20 protein-coding genes and 1 pseudogene are annotated in these 23,391 nt (G+C 39.0%); 19 read left to right on the forward strand and 2 right to left on the reverse strand.

From position 1 onward, the window contains the following. A pseudogene (locus tag BLV53_RS09625) lies at positions 1-240 on the reverse strand (ISNCY family transposase); the annotation flags it as partial. A gap of 171 nt (positions 241-411) precedes the next feature. On the opposite strand from BLV53_RS09625, the gene BLV53_RS09630 reads away from it, so the two are divergent. The 3 genes from BLV53_RS09630 (at position 412) to BLV53_RS09640 (ending at position 4,182) form a co-directional block, all read left to right on the forward strand. Next, complete coding sequence (locus BLV53_RS09630) at positions 412-2,454, forward strand: restriction endonuclease (protein WP_090300291.1); 2,043 nt, start codon at positions 412-414, stop codon at positions 2,452-2,454. 90 nt (positions 2,455-2,544) lie between these two features. Next, on the forward strand, positions 2,545-2,721 hold the full coding sequence (locus BLV53_RS17045) for a hypothetical protein (protein ID WP_170830815.1): 177 nt from the start codon (positions 2,545-2,547) through the stop codon (positions 2,719-2,721). An 894-nt stretch (positions 2,722-3,615) separates the two neighbouring features. Then, entirely contained in the window at positions 3,616-4,182 is a 567-nt protein-coding gene (locus BLV53_RS09640) for a GNAT family N-acetyltransferase (RefSeq protein WP_090300293.1), read from the forward strand. Between the two features lie 301 nt (positions 4,183-4,483). Here BLV53_RS09640 and BLV53_RS09645 read toward each other — a convergent pair whose 3' ends face one another. Beyond that, positions 4,484-5,296 carry a helix-turn-helix domain-containing protein gene (locus tag BLV53_RS09645; RefSeq protein ID WP_090300295.1) on the reverse strand — a complete coding sequence of 271 codons (813 nt, stop codon included), beginning with the start codon at positions 5,294-5,296 and terminating at the stop codon, positions 4,484-4,486. Positions 5,297-5,961: 665 nt separating this feature from the next. Here BLV53_RS09645 and BLV53_RS09650 point away from each other — a divergent pair. The 16 genes from BLV53_RS09650 to udk all read left to right on the forward strand — a co-directional run bounded on the left by BLV53_RS09650 (position 5,962) and on the right by udk (position 23,374). Beyond that, positions 5,962-7,263 (forward strand): hypothetical protein, encoded by a 1,302-nt coding sequence (locus BLV53_RS09650; protein ID WP_090300297.1) that lies wholly within the window; start codon positions 5,962-5,964, stop codon positions 7,261-7,263. Positions 7,264-7,277: 14 nt separating this feature from the next. Beyond that, positions 7,278-7,901, forward strand: a complete 624-nt coding sequence (locus BLV53_RS09655) for a CHC2 zinc finger domain-containing protein (protein WP_090300299.1) — start codon at positions 7,278-7,280, stop codon at positions 7,899-7,901. Continuing rightward, positions 7,849-9,180 carry a virulence-associated E family protein gene (locus tag BLV53_RS09660; protein WP_090300301.1) on the forward strand — a complete coding sequence of 444 codons (1,332 nt, stop codon included), beginning with the start codon at positions 7,849-7,851 and terminating at the stop codon, positions 9,178-9,180. The genes BLV53_RS09655 and BLV53_RS09660 overlap by 53 nt, the downstream gene beginning before the upstream one ends. A 26-nt stretch (positions 9,181-9,206) precedes the next feature. Next, on the forward strand, positions 9,207-9,506 hold the full coding sequence (locus tag BLV53_RS09665; protein WP_278335389.1) for an excisionase: 300 nt from the start codon (positions 9,207-9,209) through the stop codon (positions 9,504-9,506). Positions 9,507-9,612: 106 nt separating this feature from the next. Then, on the forward strand, positions 9,613-10,812 hold the full coding sequence (locus BLV53_RS09670; protein ID WP_090300303.1) for a tyrosine-type recombinase/integrase: 1,200 nt from the start codon (positions 9,613-9,615) through the stop codon (positions 10,810-10,812). 167 nt (positions 10,813-10,979) lie between these two features. Beyond that, positions 10,980-11,432, forward strand: a complete 453-nt coding sequence (locus BLV53_RS09675; protein ID WP_090300305.1) for a low molecular weight protein-tyrosine-phosphatase — start codon at positions 10,980-10,982, stop codon at positions 11,430-11,432. Positions 11,433-11,460: 28 nt separating this feature from the next. Next, the gene (locus BLV53_RS09680) at positions 11,461-12,417 is read left to right on the forward strand and encodes a Gfo/Idh/MocA family protein (protein WP_090300306.1); all 957 of its coding nucleotides are present in this window, start codon (positions 11,461-11,463) and stop codon (positions 12,415-12,417) included. A 193-nt stretch (positions 12,418-12,610) separates the two neighbouring features. Further along, the gene (locus BLV53_RS09685) at positions 12,611-13,333 is read left to right on the forward strand and encodes a DUF6033 family protein (RefSeq protein WP_090300308.1); all 723 of its coding nucleotides are present in this window, start codon (positions 12,611-12,613) and stop codon (positions 13,331-13,333) included. A 114-nt stretch (positions 13,334-13,447) separates the two neighbouring features. Beyond that, positions 13,448-16,270 carry an ATP-binding protein gene (locus tag BLV53_RS09690; protein WP_170830816.1) on the forward strand — a complete coding sequence of 941 codons (2,823 nt, stop codon included), beginning with the start codon at positions 13,448-13,450 and terminating at the stop codon, positions 16,268-16,270. Then, positions 16,260-17,591 (forward strand): ABC transporter substrate-binding protein, encoded by a 1,332-nt coding sequence (locus BLV53_RS09695; protein WP_090300312.1) that lies wholly within the window; start codon positions 16,260-16,262, stop codon positions 17,589-17,591. The genes BLV53_RS09690 and BLV53_RS09695 overlap by 11 nt, the downstream gene beginning before the upstream one ends. 22 nt (positions 17,592-17,613) lie before the next feature. Beyond that, entirely contained in the window at positions 17,614-18,627 is a 1,014-nt protein-coding gene (locus BLV53_RS09700) for an HD domain-containing phosphohydrolase (RefSeq protein ID WP_090300314.1), read from the forward strand. Between the two features lie 319 nt (positions 18,628-18,946). Next, entirely contained in the window at positions 18,947-20,047 is a 1,101-nt protein-coding gene (gene ychF, locus BLV53_RS09705) for a redox-regulated ATPase YchF (RefSeq protein ID WP_090300316.1), read from the forward strand. Positions 20,048-20,147: 100 nt separating this feature from the next. Beyond that, positions 20,148-20,387, forward strand: a complete 240-nt coding sequence (locus BLV53_RS09710; protein WP_090300320.1) for a polya polymerase — start codon at positions 20,148-20,150, stop codon at positions 20,385-20,387. A 198-nt stretch (positions 20,388-20,585) separates the two neighbouring features. After that, a complete protein-coding gene (gene pepT, locus BLV53_RS09715) occupies positions 20,586-21,803 on the forward strand; it encodes a peptidase T (protein ID WP_090300322.1) in 1,218 nt (405 codons plus the stop codon). Positions 21,804-21,827: 24 nt separating this feature from the next. After that, positions 21,828-22,694, forward strand: a complete 867-nt coding sequence (locus BLV53_RS09720; protein ID WP_090300324.1) for a YitT family protein — start codon at positions 21,828-21,830, stop codon at positions 22,692-22,694. Positions 22,695-22,747: 53 nt separating this feature from the next. Continuing rightward, positions 22,748-23,374, forward strand: coding sequence for a uridine kinase (gene udk, locus BLV53_RS09725; protein ID WP_090300326.1), 627 nt, complete (start codon positions 22,748-22,750; stop codon positions 23,372-23,374). Positions 23,375-23,391: the final 17 nt, after the last annotated feature.

A 23,391-nucleotide genomic window follows, 5' to 3' on the forward strand; every position in this document is an offset into this window, starting at 1 on the left:
CTGGTCTGTTGGGATAGAGAAAATTCGTTGAATTATAAGTGCCCAAAGTAAGGCTTGTAAAGGGTATTTACGGGTTCGCCCCGTTGATGCATAGAAATGATTTCTAAATGAAATCGGAATAATTTCATCAATGTCGATATAGGTCTCTAATAGAGAAAGAAAAGCAGGTTTGTCATTTTCAAATTTATCTTGGCAATCTTGAAAAATATCAGCCAAAGAAAGCTGTTTGTATGGTATCATAGATGTCAGAATAACTCCTTTCTTGGGTGTGTATGATAGTTTCTTTGAACAACTCTATTATACCATATCCAATGAGGGGTTATTCTTTTTTAGTTAAGTGAAAATGCCGTATATATGCGGCTTCTGGCGTTTCGCAAACGCCTATTCGATAAAGTATTTTGGGAGGATAAAATGGAAATAATGGATATTCAGCAACAAAAAAGCGAATGGAAAAGAAAAAGATGGTCTATTCCCGAATTAAGGGGGAGCAAGCAGGAGTGGTATGAAATTGTTCGTGAACTAGTTGAAAGAATAGCAAATAATGCTGTGGATATGAATACTACACCAGATTTGAAAGTAACAAGTAGTGTATATCCTTGGAGAAATTATGCTCCATTTTTAAAGGGGATTGGAGTGGCAGCAAATAAAGCTGGTCTTTTAACCATAACTGATGCTGGGGTAAAATTTATTGAGTCTCCTAACAAAAGGTATATTGCAGATTTACTACATGACAAGTATCGCATCTTTGGTGAAATATTATATTTGCTTCAAAGTGAACCTAAAACGATTGAAGATATAGATGAGCTTCTGTGCAGAGAATATAGTCTAGATTGGGCAAATTTAAGCAATACTAGAAGACGAACTGATTGGCTGGAAGTACTAGGAATGATTGAGGCTGTTGGAAACCGTAAATGGGGGCTGACAGATGAAGGGAAAAAGGCTATTCAAGATTGGCCCCTTGTATCATCGGATGTCGTAGATCATACCGAGGAAAATAATCAGGATATACAGATTACACCTGCACCAACTGAAATTGAAGAGTTACTAAAAAAACTGGTAGATAATCCAGCGCTTCATAAGAAAAGAAATACTTACAATATTTGGATTCCTAGCCCTAATCGCATAGAGAATTTGAGAACGATTGTTCAGTATGCATCAGAAAAAGTAACAAGAAGTGATCTCTTTGAATTTATTGAAAATGAGTTTCAGTTAAAAACGAGTAGCGTTGAGTCGATGATGCCGTTTTTGAAGGCAGATGGCTTGATAGAAGAGGTTGGCAAAAGTATTTACGTCTCGACTTCAGCTGCAAAGGCGTGGTGTGAAACAGGAAATGATTTGGATTTGTTACGTATCATGCATGCAAATAAACGTTTTGTTGGTGAAATGATTCTAGCAGCAAAAGATGATACTACAAGAAATGAAGTCTATGCTGAGGGATCAAAGTATGGGATGAACACAGAGAAGTCTAGATGGGTAATGGGATTACTGATTGAGGCTGGCATTTTGGAGGAAACTCAGTACCTTCACGTAAAGGCAACAGGATTAGGAAAAGCTTTTGCCGCTTCATTGCCGATGATGTCAGCGGATAATGTGTTACCTGAAAACCCTACTACAGAAATTGAAAACAATGTAGATAATACGCCTAGTAAAAATGATGAAAAGATTCAATTGTTTGATGCATTAAGTAATTCTGCAAGGGATCCGATGGCCGAAGGGAAGGCATCGGGTGTGGCCTTTGAAGAAAATATTGCGGCGATGTTTAGACTAATGGGATTTGACGCTATACGTATTGGCGGTGCTGGAAATACAGATGTTGTAGTTAAGTGGAAAGATAATACGGGGAAGACTGTCACTGCAGTAGTCGATGGAAAATCAAAATCTGGTGGAACGGTTACACATACTGACATTAGTGATGTCGCGATTGAAACGCATAAAGAGAAAAATGGAGCTGATTATGTAGCTATAGTTGGGCCAGGTTTTGGTGGTGATACAATAAAAAATTTTGCGAGGAAAAAGGGCTTTTCGCTTGTTACTGATAAGGAATTGATTGATATTGCATTAAGTGCTAAAGAATTGGGTTTATCTTTAGATGAGATAGCGTTGTTATTCAAGGTTCCAAACGGAATTCCAGCCCTTGAAGAATTGATAAACGCTCAAAAGCGTCAATTAGAAATTATATCGCTTGTAGTTAAGACGTTTAAGCAAGAACAAGAGGCGATGGACAGTTTATCGGCAAGAGATTTGTATTTTTTATTAAGAGGAACAGAAATATCCCCTTCTCTTGAGGAGTTGATTAATGCTTTTGAGTTGTTAGCAACTGATGAAATAGGGGTATTAAACTTAATAAAGAAAGCTTCGCCTACAGAGAATACAACTTATGCAATGCAAAATGAAGTTCAGCGTGTAAATAAATTGAGAGCGATAGCCTCCGCAATTGAATGTGGGATAGAGTAAAATAAAGCATTTATATCTATATGCATATAATAAAATTTACTCACACAAGTGGCTATTATTTTATGTGGTATTTTTTAGAGGAAATAATGAGTGGGTAAGAAACACAGGAATAGAATTCAAAAAAATAAGATTAGGCAAAACTATTTGTCGTCACCAGTTCAAGTATTCTCCACGAATGAAAATGAAGATGAAATCAAGGAAGTTCAATTTGAATATATCCTTGATCTTGCCCAAGAGAAATATGATTATGAAAATCAACGTGAGTAATATGTTATAAACAAGTTAGAGGTGGATAAAATAAACTATTATTTTTCCATATCATACTATGGACCCTGCTCAGGCAATTGAAAGAATATTAGAAGCAAAAAATATGATTGTTGATGAAGAGGAGGAATTGAAACGTCAGTATGAAATATTTAAGCGAATACGTAAAGAATCATAAATTGTAAATACAGCATTTATAAGGAATTTAAGACTATGATAAAAATTTTATTCGTCTGCCACGGCAGGGTACTAACAAAGTAGTCGAGAACCTTGATTTTACAGCATTTCTCTAATAGATAGTGTTGGATTTACAACTCATTTACAACTTTTGCAGAGGCGGTTTTTGAGGCCTCAAAGAAAGTGAGAAAGGATTTCAAAATAACATGATAAAAGTACTGTTTGTCTGCTGGGGCATGGTACTAACCGTTATATTGAAATGCTTGATTTTTAAGGATTTTTGGATGAAATAATAGTGAATTTACAACTTATTTACAACTTTTGAAAAAGTCACGATGCAAGAACAACAGTACGAAGAATAATTGAGATATTTCCACTGAGATGATATAATATTTTTGCGTGGGAAACCACGTGGAAGAGTACCCATGAAACGGTAGTATTGATGTCAAGGGATAAGGAATGATGGCTGAAAAGTGCCTGTTTCAGGTTTTTTTCGCATATCTGCTGACATTCAAATCGCTCACTCGGAGTGCTGACAGCGTGCGAGAGAACATATCTTTGCATGAAAAATCCGGCTGGAAAAATTGAGTTAGTGATTTAGATGTTTTTGTAAAAAGCAGTTCAGCGCACCCAACCGTTGAGAGTATGGTGGTGTGCGGTTTAGATGTCAGGGAAAAATCCGGTAATGAAGAACGAATTAGGGATTAATAGTGAGATAGGATGGAACACAAAGGGACGAAAACAATAGAAACCGATCGATTAATATTGAGAAAATTCTGTGCTGAAGATATAAATGCCGCCTATGCGAATTGGACATCGGATGAAAAGGTAACGGAATTTTTGAGATGGCGCACACATACTTCCGTGGAAATAACAGAAACGGTTATCCGGGATTGGATCAAGGAAAGTGAGAAACCGGATTTCTATCAATGGGCAATTGTTCTGAAAAGTATAAATGAACCGATAGGAACCATCAGTGTTGTTGATAAAAACGATGATCTGAATATTCTGCATATTGGTTATTGCATTGGCAGTAAATGGTGGCACAAAGGAATTACATCAGAGGCATTTTCTGCAATTATTCCCTATCTGTTTAATGAAGTAGGCGCAAACCGAATTGAGTCACAGCATGACCCGCACAATCCACATTCTGGAAATGTAATGAAGAAATGTGGTTTAATTTATGAGGGGACATTACGACAGGCAGATTTCAGCAACAAAGGGATCGTGGATGCCTGTATGTATAGCCTCTTAAAATCGGAATGGACTATGGCCGGGAATGTATAAATCCCATATTGCATTGTGGGCTGAAAACGGAGAGAAAACATATGTTTGAGAGAATGCTTGATAAATCAATAAACCCGCAGTATTCCGATCTCGTCGGATTCTGCGGAACGCAGGGAGAAATGTTTGATCGTTTTAATGATTGGGTGAGAGAGTACTGATGATTTCTCGCTGTAAACAGGCTTGTCGCGGATATACCGCTTCAGGTCTGTTTTTTTGTATTTATCTAAGTTCCTACACGGTGTCTATGTTTTATGAGCTTTCACATTTCGAACATGATTTCCGATAGGAACTTTTAGTTTTCCTATTTTTTCCCGCGCCCTTTCTTAGGAAGCATGCTTCTGTAAACGGAAGAGTACTTTTCTACCAAAGTAGTAAAGAACTGAACTTCAGCCGGATCCATTTTATTGAAGTTCATTCCAAGCTGTTTGCTCAATGTTGTCAGAGTAGCTTTCATGGGAGAAGTGGCATTAGAATACTCCTGTACTATATCGATAACTTCATTAAGAGGATTAATCGTATCACCGGTTTCCTTGTCTTTGCTATGCTTATCTTTTATATCTTTTGCAATATTAGTAATGTCAAATCCTATTAAGCGGCTGAAATAGTCGTTTTCATTAACTTCAGAAGCTTTGAGAGTTTGGATGTAATGATCCGAGTCGGGAATCTCATTTTTTAACTGTATCTTTGTACGCATAATGGCAACAAAGGAGTTGAGGTTATCAATCTGCATTGATGCCATGCTGTCTATATAAATCTCCATATCGCTCATGAATTTCCAAAAGTCAGGATGCTTTATTATCTCACACAGAAGTCGGTTGTTAATGCTTCCGCTTTTTAAAATATCTATGGTAGCATCATCAAGATGAAGTTCAGAAAGAACAGCATCGGAATTCGTAACATTATCGGAAAGCCCAAGCAAATAATCGGTTGATATGTTGTAATACTGTGCCAACTTAATGATGTTCGGGTGTGGTATTTCTTTATAATCATTAGATTCATAGCTGCCAAGAGCTGATTTGGAAATACCCGTTTCCTGTTCCAATTGTTCAAGGTTAAGCCCTTTGGCATTTCGTAAATCTTTCAGTTTTTCAGCAATAGTCAATTTACATTTCATTACAAAATCACTCCTTAAATGTATTCAAATCATATCTTATCACATCATTCTTTCTTTCAATATAAGGATTTCCAAGAAGTTGGAAATTCTTTCTTTTTGTAAAAAAATCCTACCTTTCGGATATACGGGATGAGCCCCTTAAAAATGGAAGAATTGTTCTTGTCGGAAGACAAAGGAACAATTGAATGACCGTACAAGAGGTAACCATTTCGGGGAAGTCGGGCAATGATATGAGCCGGCCAAGATATGAGAAAACGACACAGCGCTTAAAAGAGTTGCCTGTCGGATCTTCTTGATAAAGCGGCGAATATCACACCGAACACAAACAATACTTTGCTCCCTTTGATAGCGAAGTATTTGTTGTGTTTGGTGCAGTGTCCAGAGGCACAGCCTTTGGTCAGGAATCGAAAGGGTGAAACCCTTCGGCAGGTTAAGGGCGGCAGTCCTTATCGGGTCACGGATGAAATGCCGTGTCTGGTCAAGGACGAAGTGCCTTGTCAGGTCCAGGGCAGATGCCCGGCCCAGTTAAGTGTAGCTTGCGACACTTAGTACTGGGTACTATCTGTAACAGAATTCCTTAAGCGGAGCCTTTGGCGGGCCGGAAAAGAAGAAACTCTTTTACAGATAAAAGAAAAAATCATTTAGAAGAAAGGAAGAATTAGAGCATGAAATTAACAAAACATAATGGTCGTTCAGGGAAAAACGGGGCATATAATCCCAAACATAACGACCGAGAATTTGACCTTGATAATAGTGAACATATAGATAATGAAAGAGCGCTGAATAATATTTATTGGGATCGATTTCAAGGTTACAGAGTCGGAAGCGGGGAACAACTTGAATCCCGACTGGAAGGAACGGAAGTAAAAAGTTTTGAAGAAATAGAGAAGATATTTTATCAATATTTCTACGGGCCATATCTTGAAGCACAGAATGAAAGACATGAAAAGGCAAGACATTATGACAGGATTCGTACGATGGATGATATCCTTACTAATCCTAAAACATGCCCTGAAGAAACAATTCTTCAGATTGGAAAATTGGAAGAAACAGTGTCGCCTGAGGTTTTGTTTACGATTGCAACGGAATATTTTGAAGAGTTTGAGAAACGATACGGAAGTCATGTTCATATCATAGACTGGGCACTTCATGTTGATGAAGGAACACCTCATATTCATGAGAGGCATGTGTTTGATGCACCGGATGAATACGGGCTTCTGTGTCCGAGACAGGAGAAAGCTTTAGAGGAATTGGGTTTTCAATTGCCGGAACCGGACAAGAAAAGGAGCAAAGTAAATAACCGTAAAGCTGTGTTTGACAAGGAATGTCGTGAACTTCTTTTTGCAATAACGGATAAACATAAATTGGAACTTGATAAAGATCCGGTTTATGGGGGAAGGAAATATCTTGAAAAGCAGGATTATATTATCCAAAAGCAGAATGAAATGATTGCAAGCGGCGAGGACACACTTTCTGACATCTTAAGCAAGATTGGTGATGCGCAAACTTCCCTTGATGAAAAGACAGAAAAGCTTGAAGAAATGAATCTGAAGATTTCGGATGTTGACTCATTAATTGAAGAAGTTACTGATATAGCATATGAGAAAGCTGCGGAAATCATAACTGAAGAGGTGATAGCAGATACGAGGAAGAAGGATCTTAAGTTTATAGATGAGATGCGTAATGATTATGCTAAATCTTCTAAAATTTCGGAGAGCACCAAGTCATTTGCAAAGAAACTTCTTGATTCGCTTGAGACAAGGATGAAGAAAGCCTTCGGAATGGTTGTTGATTCTGTTAAGAAGGTAATTACAGCACCGGAAACGAAGCAACGCGTAAAGCAAGCGGTTAAGGAGGAAACGCGTACCAGCATTATGGCTCGAATGGCCGAAGCCCAGAGGCGTGTTCAGGCAGATGATGAAAAACGAAGAGGCAACAGAATAATAAACAGAGGAGTCGAAAGATAAGGAGGAATTGAATATTGGTAGATTTTAGAGCAATTAAGGAAGCTGTCACCACTAAGGAGGCGGCTTCTTTTTATGGAATTAAGGTGGGCAGAAACGGAATGTGTCGATGCCCGTTTCATGATGATCATACACCAAGCATGAAGGTGGATAAGCGTTTTATTTGCTTTGGATGTCAGGAAAAAGGTGACGTTATTGATTTTGTGGCAAAATTATTTGGCTTGGATGCAAAAGAAGCAGCTGAAAAGATAGCAGTGGATTTTGGCATAGCGGCGGATATTTCCGATATGGAGAAATACCGACAATCGCAGTATGCAATGCAACAAAAGAAATCCGAACAGCAGATTTTTTATGAGAGAAAACGTGAACTGATAAAGGTAATCGGAAATCTAATGAATGATATCCGGGAGATCAAATCGGAGTATGCACCGGAAACACCGATGTTGGATATGTGTGATCAATTGTTTGTCATGGCTTGTCATGATTTTGAATATGTCTGTTATCTGTACGATTACATCGTGTTTGATGTAACGGATGATGTACTTAAGACAGAAATTGAATTTTTGGAGAAGGAGGTTAATAAGATAAATGCAAGATACAGAAGTGAAAGAAATCAGAAAAACAATAAAAGAGTCTCTTAGTAAAAATGAGAGAAACTTACCGTGCACTACCATTAATAATGCTCTTATTATTCTTAAAAATGATCCTCTGTTTGCTGATAATATTCGAGAAAATACTTTTAGAAATCGAATAGAACTTTTGGGTGAAATGCCATGGAGCAGAAAAAGTATAGATATCACTGACAAGGACGACATTCATATCATTTATCATTTTGAAAAGAATTATGCTTACAGAAGTGATAAGGCATTGAAACAGGCTATGGTAATTGTAGCCGCAGAGAGCGAATATCATCCGGTTCGTGAATATCTTGATTCACTCGTATGGGATAAAGTTCCGAGGATAAGAGGTGCCCTTCATCATTTTCTTGGAGCCGATGAGAGTGATTACACATATGAGTGCTTAAAGTTGTTTATGCTCGGAGCAATCAGCAGAATATTTGACCCGGGATGTAAGTTTGAGTATATGCTTTGCCTCGTGGGTGGTCAGGGAGCCGGTAAATCAACGTTTGTAAGATTTATGGCTACATTTGATCAATGGTTTACGGATGATATAAAGAAGCTTGATGATGATAAGGTTTATGAGCACCTTGAAGGCCATTGGATATGTGAAATAGCAGAAATGTATGCCGTTATAAATACGCGTTATAACGAAGCAACAAAGGCGTTTTTGAGCAAACAGTATGATAACTATAGAATACCGTATGCCTTAAGAGCCGAAGATATACCAAGGCAGTGCGTGTTTGTCGGAACTTCCAATACAACGAATTTCTTGCCGCTTGATAGGTCAGGCAATAGAAGATTTCTTCCTGTTATGTGTCATGCAGATGAGGCACAAACCCATATTTTGGAAGATGAGGATGCATCTCGTGCGTATATTGAGCAGATGTGGGCTGAAGCTATGGAGATTTATAAAGCCGGAAATATTAAGCTTAAGCTTCCGAAGGAAATAGAAAAGAATCTTGTGGAATATCAAAGTCCGTTTATGCAGGAAGATACATGGATGGGACTTATTACGGAATGGCTTGAAAACTATACCGGCAATCTTGTATGTTCCAGAATGCTTTATAACGAAGCACTTGAGATGCTTGGAAATCCGAAGAACTCGGAATCGCGTCAGATTGGTGAAATCATGAATATGCTACCGGGCTGGAGAGCATTTCAGAATCCCAGACGAATATCGGCTGCTTATGGAAAACAGCGTGGTTGGGAACGTCTGGAAACAAACTCCGGCAACAAAGGGACAGAAAGTGATTTTGTGGAAGCGGTTCAAGAGGAGATACCTCCGGAATGGCTTAAATAAGGGATTCTATAAGGAGAATAGTAATTATGAATGATGAAATAAAAGTTTTAAGACGTTTGTTGCCATACTTTGTTGCCGGCAAACGAAAAACTGGAAGGAAGGAAGTGAAGCGGGTGGTAAACGAAAAGAAATATAAGATTCCGTTATGGAAGAAGTACTCGCTTAGTGTATATGAAGCTGCAGAGTATTTTGGCATTGGTGAAAGAAAACTCAGACAAATAGCCGAGGACAATGCCGGAGCAGAATTTCTTCTTGAGATAGGAAGTCATATACGCTTCAAAAGAGAACTGTTTTCGAGATATCTTGATGAGGTATCCGTAATATAACAAATTGACCTAAAACTTATGGTAGAAAAGGCCGCGATTATGATATTATTTGAATATCGTATCGTGGCTTTTTTCATAAGTTGATTATGAAAGGAGACATTTTAAGATGAGTGAGAAACGTAGAGATAATAAGAATCGTATTCTTCACAATGGAGAAAGCCAGCGAAAAGATGGACGATATATGTTCAAATATGTTGATGAGAACGGAAAAGCAAAGTATTTTTACAGCTGGAGATTGGATAAAAATGATGTAATGCCAAGAGGTAAAAAAAGTGAACCGTCATTAAGGGAAAAGGAAAAAGAATTGGAACAGAATCTATTTAACGGATTGGTTTCCGATGGAGCAAATATGACGGTGCTTGAACTTGTAGAAAAGTATCTTTCCTTGAAAACCGGAGTAAGGCATAATACTGAAGCTAATTACAAATTTGTTGTCAACATTATAAAAAAAGAAGCATTTGGCAAAAAGAGAATTGATAAGGTTAAGGAATCGGATGCAAAGGGATGGCTTATTAAGCTTCAGGACGATGGAAGAGGATATAGCACCATCCATACGGTGAGAGGTGTTGTAAGACCTGCATTTCAAATGGCAGTTAAAGATGATTTGATTCGCAAAAATCCTTTTGAGTTTCAACTTGCAACTGTCGTAGTTAATGATTCTGTTACCAGAGAAGCTGTATCAAGAGCAGATGAGCGCAGATTCCTCAATTTTGTTAAGGAAGATCCGCACTATTGCAGATATTATGAAGGAATGTTCATTCTGTTTAATACAGGGCTTCGTATTTCTGAATTTGTTGGACTTACTATGTCAGATATAGATTTCGAAAACATGAAAATCAATGTTACGCATCAGTTACAGAGAAAGCGTGATATGGAATATATCATTGAAGATACAAAGACTGCATGCGGAACCAGACAGGTACCTATGACAGAGGAAGTTGCAGAATGCTTTAGAAGAATAATTGCTAATCGTCCACATTATAAAGTTGAGCCTATTATAGACGGATATGCAGGTTTCTTATACCTGGATAAAGATAATAATCCTATGGTAGCTCTTCATTGGGAAAAGTATTTTCAGCATGCTTTAGAGAAGTTTAACAGTATATATAAGGATGAACTTCCTAAAATAACGCCCCATGTATGCAGGCATACATTTTGTTCTAATATGGCAAAAGCCGGAATGAATCCGAAGACTTTGCAGTATATTATGGGTCATGCTGATATAGGTGTTACGCTTAACACTTATACACATCTTTCCTTTGATGATGCCAAGGAAGAAATGGATAGGCTTGTCGTAAATGAGTAAATAAAAATAGTGAGTTGTACGGGATTCAAATTTACAACTTTTTTTACAACTTTTGCTGATACTTTTATGCAAGATTATGACAGAATACGCCATTTTATGTATTTATTCATCTGTTGTAAAGGAGTTGTAAATTCCCGAAAAACAAGGAAATAGAGGATGTTTTTACGATGATTCGAGTGCTTTTCATCTGCCACGGCAGCATATGTCGCTCGCCTATGGCTAAATATGTTTTACAGGATATGGTGGAAAAAAGAGGAATAGCACAGGAGTTTTACATTGACTGTGCAGCCATGACCTACGAGGAAATAGGCAATCCTGTGTATCCACCAGTGCGTCAGTTGTTAAATGAAAAAGGCATTGATTGCAGTGGCTATGGTGCTCGTCATGTCAGAAGAGATGAGTATAGAGATTTTGATTATATCATTGGCATGGATGCAGAAAATATGCATGACTTATCCCATGAATTTGGGCCAGACCCTGATAATAAAATCTTTAGACTTTTAGATTTTACAGACAGACCTCGTGATATAGATGATCCTTGGTATACTCGTAAGTTTGATATTTGCTATAATGATGTCCTAAGGGGCTGCGAAGGATTATTGAAGCACTTAGGATACTAAAAGATTTAAAGAGAAGGAGAGAACCACTATGAAATTGGGAATGGTTGGAAATGGTATGATAGTTCAGGAAATTCTGGGCTTTATTGATGAAGTAGGCTTTGAAGAAATTCGTATATGCGGTAGAAAATCAAGCGAAGAAAAACTTAATAGCTTGGCAGAAAAATATCATTTAAGTAACGTATATACGGATTATGATGAGTTGCTGAAATCGGATGTAGATGTGGTTTACATCGGCATTCTAAATGATTTGCATTTTGAATATGCCAAGGCTGCCATTGAGGCTAAAAAGCATGTTATCTGCGAAAAGCCTATTACTATTAATATCACACAGCTTGAAGACTTAAATGAACTTGCTTCAAAGAATAATGTGTTCTTATTTGAAGCCATGAGCATCTACCACATGCCAGCATATAAGCAGCTTCAAAAGGATGTAAAGTTGGTAGGCGATATCAAAATCTGCAATTTCAACTATAGCCAGATGTCCAGCCGTTACAAAAACTTCAAGGAAGGAAAAACACTTCCGGGAGTTTTTGATCCAAAGCACTACGGTGGCGCTCTTAGAGACTTGAATATCTACAACATCTCAGCCATGGTTGGCCTGTTTGGAATGCCGAAAAAGGTTAGCTACAATGCTAATATGGAAAAAGATATTGATACCAGCGGTATTTTAATTGCTGATTACGGTAGCTTTAAATGTATCTGCACAGGAGCCAAGGATTGCTCTACACCAGGTCCTAGCACCATTCAGGGTGTGGATGGTACAGTGTGCATCTATCCACATGTCAATGGCATGACAGAATACGACGTGTTGTTTAATGACAAGGAAACTGACACTAAAGAGGTAGATTTGTCAGATGGAAGCCATCGACTTTACTTTGAATTTGTGGAGTTTAAACGCATCATTGAAGAGCATGACACGGAGGCTGCAAAGCAGCTAATGCAATACAGCACATGGGCAATTCAGGTAATTGATGAAGCAATATAATAATGTTATTCAAAGGACGGATTCAAAATGATATTCGTCCTTTTTTAGTTGTTTTGGACTAAACCCAGAAAACTTTTTTGGCAATATTAACAGTGAAATACAATTCCAAGACACCCGATATAATAAACGAAGACTATATACAGGGAAGTAGAAAGTCTTGTTTTGGCCATGGAGTTACAAGGAGGTATAGGCTATGGTAGGTATAAATGGATTTAGCAGCTTGTACAATCAGTATGATGCTGGAAAGCTGAAAAAAGATAAAACAGCTGAAAGAACAGAGGCTGTTCAGGTAAAAAAAACAGAGACAAAAAAACCGGAAAGTACAGAAAATAAATTAACGGATAAGGGTAAGGATTATCTCAAATCCTTGCGTGAGAAATATGGAAACTACGATTTTATCATTGCAGATACAAAAGAGGATCAGGATGCACTTGCAGCAGCCAGTGACAAAGAAGTCTCAGTAATGATTTCCAGTGCAGAGCTAGAAAAGATGGCCGAGGACGAAGAGTATGGTAACAATAGACTTAAACAGATGGAAGAAGCCATCGAAATGAGCAAAAAGGTTACGGAAGAGCTGGCAAATGACCCTGATAGAGCCGATGATGTGGGGCTTAATAAAATAACAATAGAGCTTGCCGATGATGGTTCAGTAAAACTGTTTGCAGAGCTTGAAAAATCTTCTGCAAAGCAGAGAGAGCGTATCGAAGCAAATAAAGAAAAGGCAAAAGAAGAAAAGAAGGTTGAAGACAAGAAAGAAAAGATTGATAAATATGGAAAGAATGAGGAGCAAAGACAACGTACCACAGTAGAGGCATCTTCGGCAGAAGAGCTCCTTGAAAAGATTCGTGGTATAGACTGGTCTAGTGTTCCATATGACGAAATAAAAACAGGTGAGCGTATCGATTTTGCGGTATAAAGCTTCAGCGCAAAACTGAATATGGTTCACTGAAAATTCATTGGAAATGAAATATCCCCTGCCTTATCATAAAGTTGATGATAGGTAGGGGATTGTTTTATGGGAGGTGAAAGCGTGAAGAAAACGCTGGTCATTGTTATCGACCTTGTGATAATGGGATTGATACTCTTCTTCATAATTCAGTATGCCAATACCAAAATGCGCGAAAGCAATGAGAGCGTTATTGAGGCTTTCGAGAAAATGACTGTCTCTGCAGAGCAGATTATCACCAACTATCTTGAGGACGAGCAGCATCTTTGTGATATATGGTCAAACTACATAAACCGTTCTGCTGAGGCGGGTACACCGATGACTGCAGAGGAAGCTATATCCTTTATAAGAAAGGCTAAAATATCGCCTATTATCTATGGCCATTTAATTTTATTGGATGAATCGTCAAAAAGTGGTATTTCTACACACCCAAGCTTGTCAAATCCAGACGATTATTCGGTCTCATATCGAAAGGTTCAGCTGTTTGACAGTCTTGATGAAATCAGTAAAAAAGATGGTGTGGTAAACCTTACCAGAGCATATACCAACCCTCAAAACGGAATACAGTCCATTGCATTTATGAATATCGTAAATATTCTGGACGAGAATACTGGAGAGCTTAAAGAGGCATTGCTGATGCGAGTTGAACCAGTAAGTGCTCTTGAGGACAAACTTGTTTTTTTGAATGGTGAATATGAAAGTGTAGAGATTTCACTTATTAACAAGGATGGTGATTATCTGGTTCATGGCAAGTCCATGAAGAATTCCAATTTTTTTGAATACTATAAGTCCTATAACAAAGTAAATATTGATGATTACAATAGAATGACAAGTCAGCTTACATCAGAATCCGGTACCATGAGGATGTCTAACTCAAAAGGTGAAGAATGCGTTATTTCCTACACTCCTTTAAAATCCATGGATACCTGGTTCCTTTTGGCTTATATTCCTGCATGGGAGCTTGCCAACAATACAGTAGTGGACTGGTTGCTACTTGGAATGGTTACTATAGGCTTGTTGTCCCTTCTCGTATTTAATTATCTTGTTCTTATGCTTTACAACAGGAAGCTGGCAGAAGCTGCACAAATGGCTACCCAGGCGAATGAAGCCAAGTCCCATTTTTTGTCTACTATGTCCCATGATATTCGTACACCTATGAATGCGATATTAGGGCTTAACGAAATGGTACTTAGAGATAGCCACGAAGAGGAAATTGTTGCTTATTCAGAAAGTATAAGAACTGCAGGGAAAACCTTGCTTGGAATCATTAATGATATCCTTGATTTTTCAAAAATTGAGGCAGGTAAAATGGATATCATTAATGTAGATTATAGCTTTATATCAATGCTTAATGACCTTGTGAATATGGTTCAGGGAAAGGCCGAGGATAAGGGTCTTGCATTTAATCTGGATGTGGATAGAAATATTCCAACTATATTGCATGGTGATGAAATCCGCATCAAGCAGATTATCATAAATATTCTTTCGAATGCTGTGAAATACACTAAAAAAGGTTCCATAACCTTTAAAGCTTATTTTGCAAAGGAAACAGCTGATTCCATCAGGCTAATTATAAGTGTCACTGACACAGGGATTGGTATTAAACCTGAAGATATGGATCGTCTCTTTACGGCCTTTGAGCGCATTGACGAAAACAAAAACAGAAATATCGAAGGAACTGGCCTTGGAATGAGCATTGCTCAGAGCTTTCTAAATATGATGGGTAGTCATATAGAGGTGGAAAGCAAGTATGGTGAGGGCTCCACATTTTCCTTTGAACTTGTTCAGAGGGTAAAAGACTGGATGCCGATAGGAGATTATGAAGAACGTTTCAAACGCTCCGTATTAGAAAGAGTACGATATCGGGAAAGCTTTTGTGCGCCAAATGCAAGGCTGCTTGTTGTTGACGATTCAACAGTTAATCTTTCTGTATTTAAGAGCCTGCTTAAGCGCACCAGGGTGCAGATAGATGCTGCAACCAGTGGAGATGAAGGTATTTCGCTTTTTAAGAAAAATCATTATGACGTGATTTTTCTTGATCATATGATGCCAGATAAGGATGGTATCGAGACATTAAAGGAAATGAAGGGGCTTACAGATACTTTAAATGACAACACGCCTATAGTATGTCTTACAGCCAATGCCATTTCAGGTATGCGTGAAATGTATATAAATGCAGGATTTGATGATTATGTGACAAAGCCTATAGATCCGGAGCGTCTTGAGATGCTGTTGCTTCATTATCTTCCTAAAGAAAAACTTGTGGCTATATCTGAAGGCGACGATGCTGATGATAGCACCATTCCGGACTTTATCTGTAAAATAGAGGACATCGATGTGAACGCAGGCTTAATTCATTGCGGTAGCAACGAAGCTTATATAGACACTCTAATGAACTATCTGGATTCAGCCGAAACTAATGCAGATGAAATAGAAAAATACTGGCAAGCACGAGATTTAAAAAATACAGCCATAAAAATCCATGCTCTAAAAAGCACATCCCGTGTAATAGGTGCAGAAAAATTAGGGGATTTTGCCGCAAAGCTGGAGAAAGCATCAGAAGCTGGTGATTTAAACACTCTTGAAAGCCAGATAGAGCAGCTTTTGGCAGATTATAGGACATTAGCGGGAGCGCTTTCACCGCTTAAGGAAACAAAAGATGACTATGATGATAATAGCCTTCCGCTTATTTCTGAACAGGATATGAAGGCTGCATATGCTTCACTTGCTGAATGCTGTGAATCCTTTGACTATGATAGTTTGGCAATCATCATAGAAAGTTTTGAAAAATACAGCTTTCCGGAAAATGAGAAATCACGAGTCAAGGCTTTAAAAAAGGCTATTGATAATTTTGATTACGATTTAATACCGCAAATTCTAACGGGGGGACAGGATTATGAGGTTTAAATTAGAGAGAACAGTAACAGGGGAATTATTAAAAAAGTTTTGTGTGGCAATAGCTGCTACCACAATGGTACTTACTATGACCTCATGTGGACAAGATGAGAATAATAATGCTGAATTCAAGCCCGCTTTATCCTTTGAAACTGAGTGTCAGCTCAAAGTGGCAGGTAGCTACTCAAATTTTGAATCACTTGAAAGTGAATTTGAGCGTTTTTATGAATACTATCCAAATGTAAATCTCAACTATGTTTGCCTGGATGATTATGACAACACAATCGCCAGCGCTTTGATTAGTGATGAGGCTCCAGATATTTACGTCACGGCATCATGGATGTTGGACGAGGATAGAATGGCTCCTGTACTTGAACATGCAGAAGTGCTTTCAAACCCTGATTTGAATATAAACCTGGATTGCATACGAAAGGGCGCCAGATGGAGCCTGGATAATGGAGATGTTATCATGCTTCCAATATTTACAAGGTCCTATGGAATGCTTGTGAATATGGATATTTTTGAAAAAAATGAACTTGAGGTTCCTGAAAATTATTCAGAACTAATAGATGTTTGTGAAAAGCTTGAGGCAGCAGGTTATGAAGCACCTATCATGGGAGCAAATGGCACTACAGTTGCAGGAATGTATTATGCTTTGGCCTTTCCATTTTTCTGTGATGATGTTATCAAAAATCCTGACTCTGTGGCAGCACTTAATTCCATGGATAAATCAGCAGGAGAAATAATGCGACCTACTCTTGAAAGACTTGGGGATTTTGTGGATAGCGGACATTTGAATCCAAATCTTTGTGGAGAAGAGATTGCAGATGACTACGATGCTGTCATCATGCGATTTTTTGAGGGTGATGTTCCGATGATGCTGGGAAGTGGAGATATGGTTTCCGGCACTCTGAAGCGAGAAAGCAAATCGGAAGCTTTTATAGCTAATCCATTTAAATATCAATTTTATGTAGTTCCTTTTGGGGATGAGGGCGGCTATTTCTTAGATGCGGTAAATCTGTTTTTCAGTGTAAATAAAAATAGTGCAAATTTGGATATGACCAATGAATTCATCCGATTTTTAATGAGAGAAAAAGAACTTGGCAACATGGCTGCAATCAAGAGATTGATTACTCCTACCAATGATTTTTCCGTGGATGAGGTTTATTCCTCACTTGAAGGTTTTCCAGATGAACGAGCCTTCAGTTATCAGGAAACAGGACTTAATGATGCGGTAAATAAAGAATTTCGTGCAGCAGCCTACAAGGTTGCAAATGGCATCATGACTGTTGATGAAGCGGTGAATGCATACGGAAGCTTGTGGGATGAATAATCTCCCATAGAAAGGATAGTTAATGGAAGAGCGTGTAGTGGTTGTAGATGATGACGCAATCATATTGAAAAATGCTAACAGGGTTCTTTCTGAGGCCGGCTTTAAGGTTACATGCCTTAAAAGCGGTCGGCTTTTGTTGGATTACGTGGTGAAAAATACGATTGATATGCTACTTTTAGATATCAAAATGCCAGAGCTTGACGGCTTTGAGACCATGAAGCTTTTAAGAAAGTGGGAAAATGAAAATGGCAAGAAGCAAACACCAGTCATTTTCTTTACTGCTAATGATGATTGCGAATCGGAAACTGCCGGGCTGTCTTTGGGAGCCATGGATTTTATCAGAAAGCCATTTATAGCAGAGGTTTTGACACTTCGAGTCAGCCATTTGCTTGAACTTATCAGGCTGCAGAATGATTTACATGCGGAGGTCGAGCGCAAGACCAAAGAGGTAGAGGGGCTGTCTCTTCATGTAGTGCATACATTGGCAGATGCTATCGATGCAAAAGACGCCTACACAAAAGGCCATTCAGGAAGGGTGGCGGAGTATTCCAAAGAAATAGCAAGAAGAGCAGGTTTTCCAATAGCATATCAGGAAGAAATATACATGATGGGACTGCTTCACGATGTAGGAAAAATCGGTGTTCCGGATGCTGTGATTAATAAGCCGGGAAAGCTTACAGATGAAGAGTTCGAAAAAATAAAAACACATCCCGGAAGGGGTGCAAAAATCCTTGAAAATATCGAGGAAATGCCACAACTTGCCATCGGCGCCAGATGGCACCACGAGCGTTTTGATGGCAGGGGATATCCTGATGGATTAGCAGGATTGGACATTCCGGAAGAGGCAAGAATTATTGCAGTCGCCGATGCCTACGATGCCATGACAAGCAACCGAAGCTACCGAGGACTTATTCCACAAGACGTGGTGAAGCAGGAGTTAGAAAAAGGATCAGGAACTCAGTTTGACCCAAGGTTTGCAGCAATAATGCTGGAAATAATAAAGGAAGATGTAGATTATAAGCTCCATGAACATTGAACGATAACTTTAGATTGTCAATCTAATTTAATATTGAACATTACATAGAGTAGTTATCGAAAGATAGCTGCTCTTTTTTTGTGAAGAGTTTTGTGGGTTCAGGCAGTGCTAGAAGCAAAAATGAATGTAGCACTGCCCAAAAGAAGAGAAGCGGGCAGTGCAAAAGAAAAAAATGCTGCCAGCACAGCCCGAAACTAAAAAACACCCAGGGTAGAGAAATAAATAGAAATGTGGTAATATACAAAAGGCTATGACCAAAAGTGTCATAAATATTGAAAACACAGTAAAATCAATACTTTTAGAAGGAGATAAATAAAATATGAAGTTAGGAATCGTAGGTTTACCAAACGTTGGCAAATCAACTTTATTTAATTCACTTACAAAGGCAGGAGCACTCGCTGCCAATTATCCATTTGCAACAATCGACCCTAACGTAGGTGTCGTATCTGTACCAGATAAGCGTCTTGATGCACTTACAAAGATGTACAACTCTAAGAAAACTGTTCCTGCAACTATCGAGTTCGTTGATATCGCAGGTCTTGTAAAGGGTGCTTCAAAGGGTGAGGGACTTGGAAACCAGTTCCTTGCAAACATCCGTGAGGTAGATGCTATCGTACACGTTGTACGTTGCTTCGAGGATGCAAACGTAGTTCACGTTGATGGTAGCATAGATTCTTTAAGAGATATCGAGACAATCAACCTTGAGCTTCTTTTCTCTGATATGGAAGTTATGGAGCGTCGTTACTCTAAGACAGAGCGCAGCGCTCGTATGGACAAGACACTTCAGAAGGAAGCTGCTATGCAGAAGCGCCTTCTTGAGCATATGGAAGCTGGCAACATGGCCAAGACTTTTGAGCTTAACGATGAGGACGAGGAAGCTTACTTCAAGGAGTACAATCTTCTTACTGCAAAGCCAGTTATCTACGCTGCAAATGTAGAGGATGAAGACCTTGCAGATGATGGTGCAAACAATAAAAACGTTCAGGCTGTTCGTGAGTACGCTGCTAAGGAAGGCTCAGAGGTATTCGTTATTTCAGCCCAGATTGAGCAGGAGATTTCTGAGCTTGAGTCAGATGAGGAAAAGCAGGAGTTCTTAGAGGCTATGGGTCTTGAGGAATCAGGTCTTGATAAGCTCATCACTGCATCATATAGATTACTTGGTCTTATTTCATATCTTACATCTGGTGAGGATGAGACCCGTGCATGGACAATCAAGAAGGGGACAAAGGCTCCACAGGCTGCTGGAAAGATTCATACTGATTTCGAGCGTGGATTTATCAAGGCAGAGGTTGTAAGCTATGATGACCTTATGGCAAATGGCTCTATGACAGCTGCAAAGGAAAAGGGCCTTGTACGTATGGAAGGTAAGGAATACGTCGTTGCTGATGGCGACGTTATTACATTCAGATTTAATGTTTAATTAAAAGCGTTAATTATTAATAATTCACACTTTTTCTTTGGAAATGTATTATTATATCCTTATAAGCAGATATATTTTTTGTCCGTTGAAGGAGGTATATATGAAAATCACTAACATTAAAGACACAGATGCTTTTTTTAAGGTAATTGATAGTTGTGAAGGCACAGTTGAGTTAATCACAAGCGAAGGTGACAGATTAAATCTTAAGTCAAAGCTTTCACAGTTTGTTTCACTTGCTAGTATTTTCCAGGCAGATTCAAGCATCATTCCCGAGCTTGAAATCATCGCCTATGAGCCGGAAGACTCAAAGAAGTTATTAGATTTTATGATTAATCAATAAGAGAAGACGGGAGGACCCCGCTTGCGGGAGTTGCCCGGCTTCCACAACCCAGTCCATTGGGCAAAGCCCAATCATAAATGGCTGGGTTTTCCCGAAAAGAAGACCGGGAGGGCATATGGCCTATAATTAAAAGATTTTCAATATTGAAAAGTATTATACAGGGCTCTCCTAGAGCCCTATTTTTATGGAGAACTAAAGATGCGTGCATACGAAAGATTATTAAATTATGTAAAAGTATTTACAACAAGTGATGAGGACAGCACAACAGTTCCATCTACAGCCCGTCAGTTTGACTTGGCTCACAAGCTTGTTGAGGAAATGAAAGAAATCGGAATAGCTGATGCTCATGTAAATGATATGTGCTATGTTTACGGTACTATTCCAGCTACACCAGGCTATGAAGATAAAAAATCAGTTGGCTTTATTGCTCACATGGATACCGCTCCAGATTTCTGCGGTGAAAACGTAAATCCGATAATTGAGGAAAACTATAACGGTGAAGATGTAGTCCTTGGCACAAGTGGCCGTACAATCAAAGTTGCAGATTTCCCACATTTAAAGACGCTAAAGGGTCGTACATTGATTCATACAGATGGCACAACACTTCTTGGTGCAGACGACAAATCTGGTATTGCAGAGATTATGACATTTGCTGAAGAAATCATCGGAAGCGACGAGCCTCACGGCAAGATTTGTATAGCCTTCACACCTGATGAGGAAATCGGTGCAGGTGCAGATCATTTTGATGTGGAGCATTTTGGAGCTCAATTCGCATATACGGTAGACGGTGGCGAAGAAAACGCTGTAGAATACGAAAACTTCAATGCAGCAGGTGCTGAAGTAAAGTTTAATGGTGTAAATATCCACCCAGGTGATGCCAAGGATATTATGGTAAATGCAGCGCTTGTGGCTATGGAATTCAATGCTATGCTTCCACCAACACAGACACCTAGCCAGACCAGTGGATATGAGGGCTTTTTCCATCTTACAGATATGAAGGGTGATGTTGCATCAGCAGAGCTTTCATATATCATTCGTGACCATGATGCTGATAAATTTGCAGACAAGAAAAAAGTTATGGAGCATGCTGCAAATATCATTAATCGGAAGTACGGCGAGGGTACCTGCGAGCTTACTATCAAGGATCAATATCAGAACATGCTTGAGATGATCAAGCCACACATGTTCCTTATAGATTTTGCATTCAAGGCGTTAGAGGATGCTGGTGAAAATCCAAAGGCTGTTGCTATCAGAGGCGGCACAGATGGCGCCAGACTTTCATTTATGGGATTGCCATGTCCAAACCTTGGAACAGGTGGATACAATTTCCACGGTCCAATGGAGCACATCACAGCAGAGGGTATGGATACTGTAGTGCGCGTGCTACACGGTATAACAAAACGTTTTGCAGAATAGTTAGATGAGCAAACAGGGGAAATTATGTCAGCTGAAAAAAGAAAAGATTTACTAATCGATATTTTAATGGATGCATTGTCGGGCTTGTGTATTGGTATTGCTCTTTATAATTTTGCGGCAGATGCCAAGTTCCCTTTGACAGGCCTTACCGGTATTGCTATGATTTTTTATCAGTACTGGGGATGGAAAATCGGTCTTGTGACAATCATCATGAACATTCCGCTTATTGTCTGGGCTTACAAGGTTCTTGGAAGAAAATTTTTGTTGCGTTCCTTTAAGACTATGGCAATTGGCACTGTGATGATGGATTTTGTGGCACCTTTTGTTCCACGAATCGACATAGGAAATACACTTTTAAATGCTATAGTTGTAGGTGTGTTTACAGGACTAGGCTACGCCCTAGTATATATGCGCAATTCATCCACAGGCGGTGCAGATTTTATAATGATGATTATAAAAGCAAAGCACCCACATATGTCTCTTGGAAGAATATTTTTCATTGTGGATGTTGTGATTATAGTCATCGACACTATTGCCTATGCGCATTCATTTGAAGCGCTTTGCTATGGTTTTGTAATCAGCTATATAGGTTCACTTGTAGTTGACAAGGTTATGATTTCTGCTGATTCAGGTATGATGTGCATGATCGTAACCAACAAAGCCGAAGCCATTGCAGATGCTATCGACAAAGCAGTAGAGCGAGGCACTACCATTTTTACAGCAAAGGGCGGCTACAAGGGCGATGAAAGACAGGTCCTTATGTGCGCCTGCTCAGACAAGCAGATGTATCAGGTCAATCGTGTTGCAAAAAAGATTGACGTTGATGCGTTTATAGTCATCATGGAATCAAAGGCAGTGTATGGCGAGGGGTTCAAACGTTTTAAGGGTTAACAGGTAGTAGGGGCATTTGGGTTGACCTTAGAAAGATTTTAAGAGGTAAAGATATGTCAGAAAAAATTTGTGTACTTGGAGTTGCAGGCGGCTCTGCGTCAGGCAAAACTACAATTATCAATAAGCTACAGGATTATTTTGGTGCAGATATTGCGGTTATCAGCCATGATTCTTATTATAAGGCTCATCCGGAAATGAGCTTTGAGGAACGCAGCCAGTTGAACTACGACCATCCGGATTCATTTGAGTCTGACAGAATGGCAGAGGATGTTAGAAAGCTTATCAAAGGTCATCCAATTGATATGCCAGTCTATGATTATGTTATCCATAACCGTTCAGACGAGACTATTCGTATCGAGCCAAAGACTGTTATCGTCATGGAAGGAATCCTTATCCTTGAAAATAAAGAGCTTCGTGATTTGATGGATATCAAGATTTTTGTTGATACAGATGCAGATGAGCGTCTCATGCGCCGTATCAAACGTGACATGATTGAGCGTGGACGAAGCATTGAATCTATCATTGATCAGTATGCAAAGACAGTAAAGCCTATGCACGAAGAGTTCGTTGAGCCATCTAAAAAGCATGCAGATATTATCATCCCACGTGGTGGTGAGAATGAAGCAGGCCTTGAAATGCTTATCACATACATGAACAAAAAGCTTCACGCAGAAGAATAAAACACCTCATTGAAAGT

This window comes from Pseudobutyrivibrio sp. ACV-2, assembly GCF_900107545.1.
Taxonomy (GTDB): Bacteria; Bacillota; Clostridia; order Lachnospirales; family Lachnospiraceae; genus Pseudobutyrivibrio.

Excerpts from the sequence above, each read along its gene's own strand:
- BLV53_RS09630 (WP_090300291.1), top strand. The coding sequence starts at position 412 with ATGGAAATAATGGATATTCAGCAACAAAAAAGCGAATGGAAAAGAAAA.
- BLV53_RS09640 (WP_090300293.1), top strand. The coding sequence starts at position 3,616 with ATGGAACACAAAGGGACGAAAACAATAGAAACCGATCGATTAATATTG.
- BLV53_RS09645 (WP_090300295.1), bottom strand. The coding sequence starts at position 5,296 with ATGAAATGTAAATTGACTATTGCTGAAAAACTGAAAGATTTACGAAAT.
- BLV53_RS09650 (WP_090300297.1), top strand. The coding sequence starts at position 5,962 with ATGAAATTAACAAAACATAATGGTCGTTCAGGGAAAAACGGGGCATAT.
- BLV53_RS09660 (WP_090300301.1), top strand. The coding sequence starts at position 7,849 with ATGCAAGATACAGAAGTGAAAGAAATCAGAAAAACAATAAAAGAGTCT.
- BLV53_RS09665 (WP_278335389.1), top strand. The coding sequence starts at position 9,207 with ATGAATGATGAAATAAAAGTTTTAAGACGTTTGTTGCCATACTTTGTT.
- BLV53_RS09670 (WP_090300303.1), top strand. The coding sequence starts at position 9,613 with ATGAGTGAGAAACGTAGAGATAATAAGAATCGTATTCTTCACAATGGA.
- BLV53_RS09675 (WP_090300305.1), top strand. The coding sequence starts at position 10,980 with ATGATTCGAGTGCTTTTCATCTGCCACGGCAGCATATGTCGCTCGCCT.
- BLV53_RS09680 (WP_090300306.1), top strand. The coding sequence starts at position 11,461 with ATGAAATTGGGAATGGTTGGAAATGGTATGATAGTTCAGGAAATTCTG.
- BLV53_RS09685 (WP_090300308.1), top strand. The coding sequence starts at position 12,611 with ATGGTAGGTATAAATGGATTTAGCAGCTTGTACAATCAGTATGATGCT.
- BLV53_RS09695 (WP_090300312.1), top strand. The coding sequence starts at position 16,260 with ATGAGGTTTAAATTAGAGAGAACAGTAACAGGGGAATTATTAAAAAAG.
- BLV53_RS09700 (WP_090300314.1), top strand. The coding sequence starts at position 17,614 with ATGGAAGAGCGTGTAGTGGTTGTAGATGATGACGCAATCATATTGAAA.
- ychF (WP_090300316.1), top strand. The coding sequence starts at position 18,947 with ATGAAGTTAGGAATCGTAGGTTTACCAAACGTTGGCAAATCAACTTTA.
- BLV53_RS09710 (WP_090300320.1), top strand. The coding sequence starts at position 20,148 with ATGAAAATCACTAACATTAAAGACACAGATGCTTTTTTTAAGGTAATT.
- pepT (WP_090300322.1), top strand. The coding sequence starts at position 20,586 with ATGCGTGCATACGAAAGATTATTAAATTATGTAAAAGTATTTACAACA.
- BLV53_RS09720 (WP_090300324.1), top strand. The coding sequence starts at position 21,828 with ATGTCAGCTGAAAAAAGAAAAGATTTACTAATCGATATTTTAATGGAT.
- udk (WP_090300326.1), top strand. The coding sequence starts at position 22,748 with ATGTCAGAAAAAATTTGTGTACTTGGAGTTGCAGGCGGCTCTGCGTCA.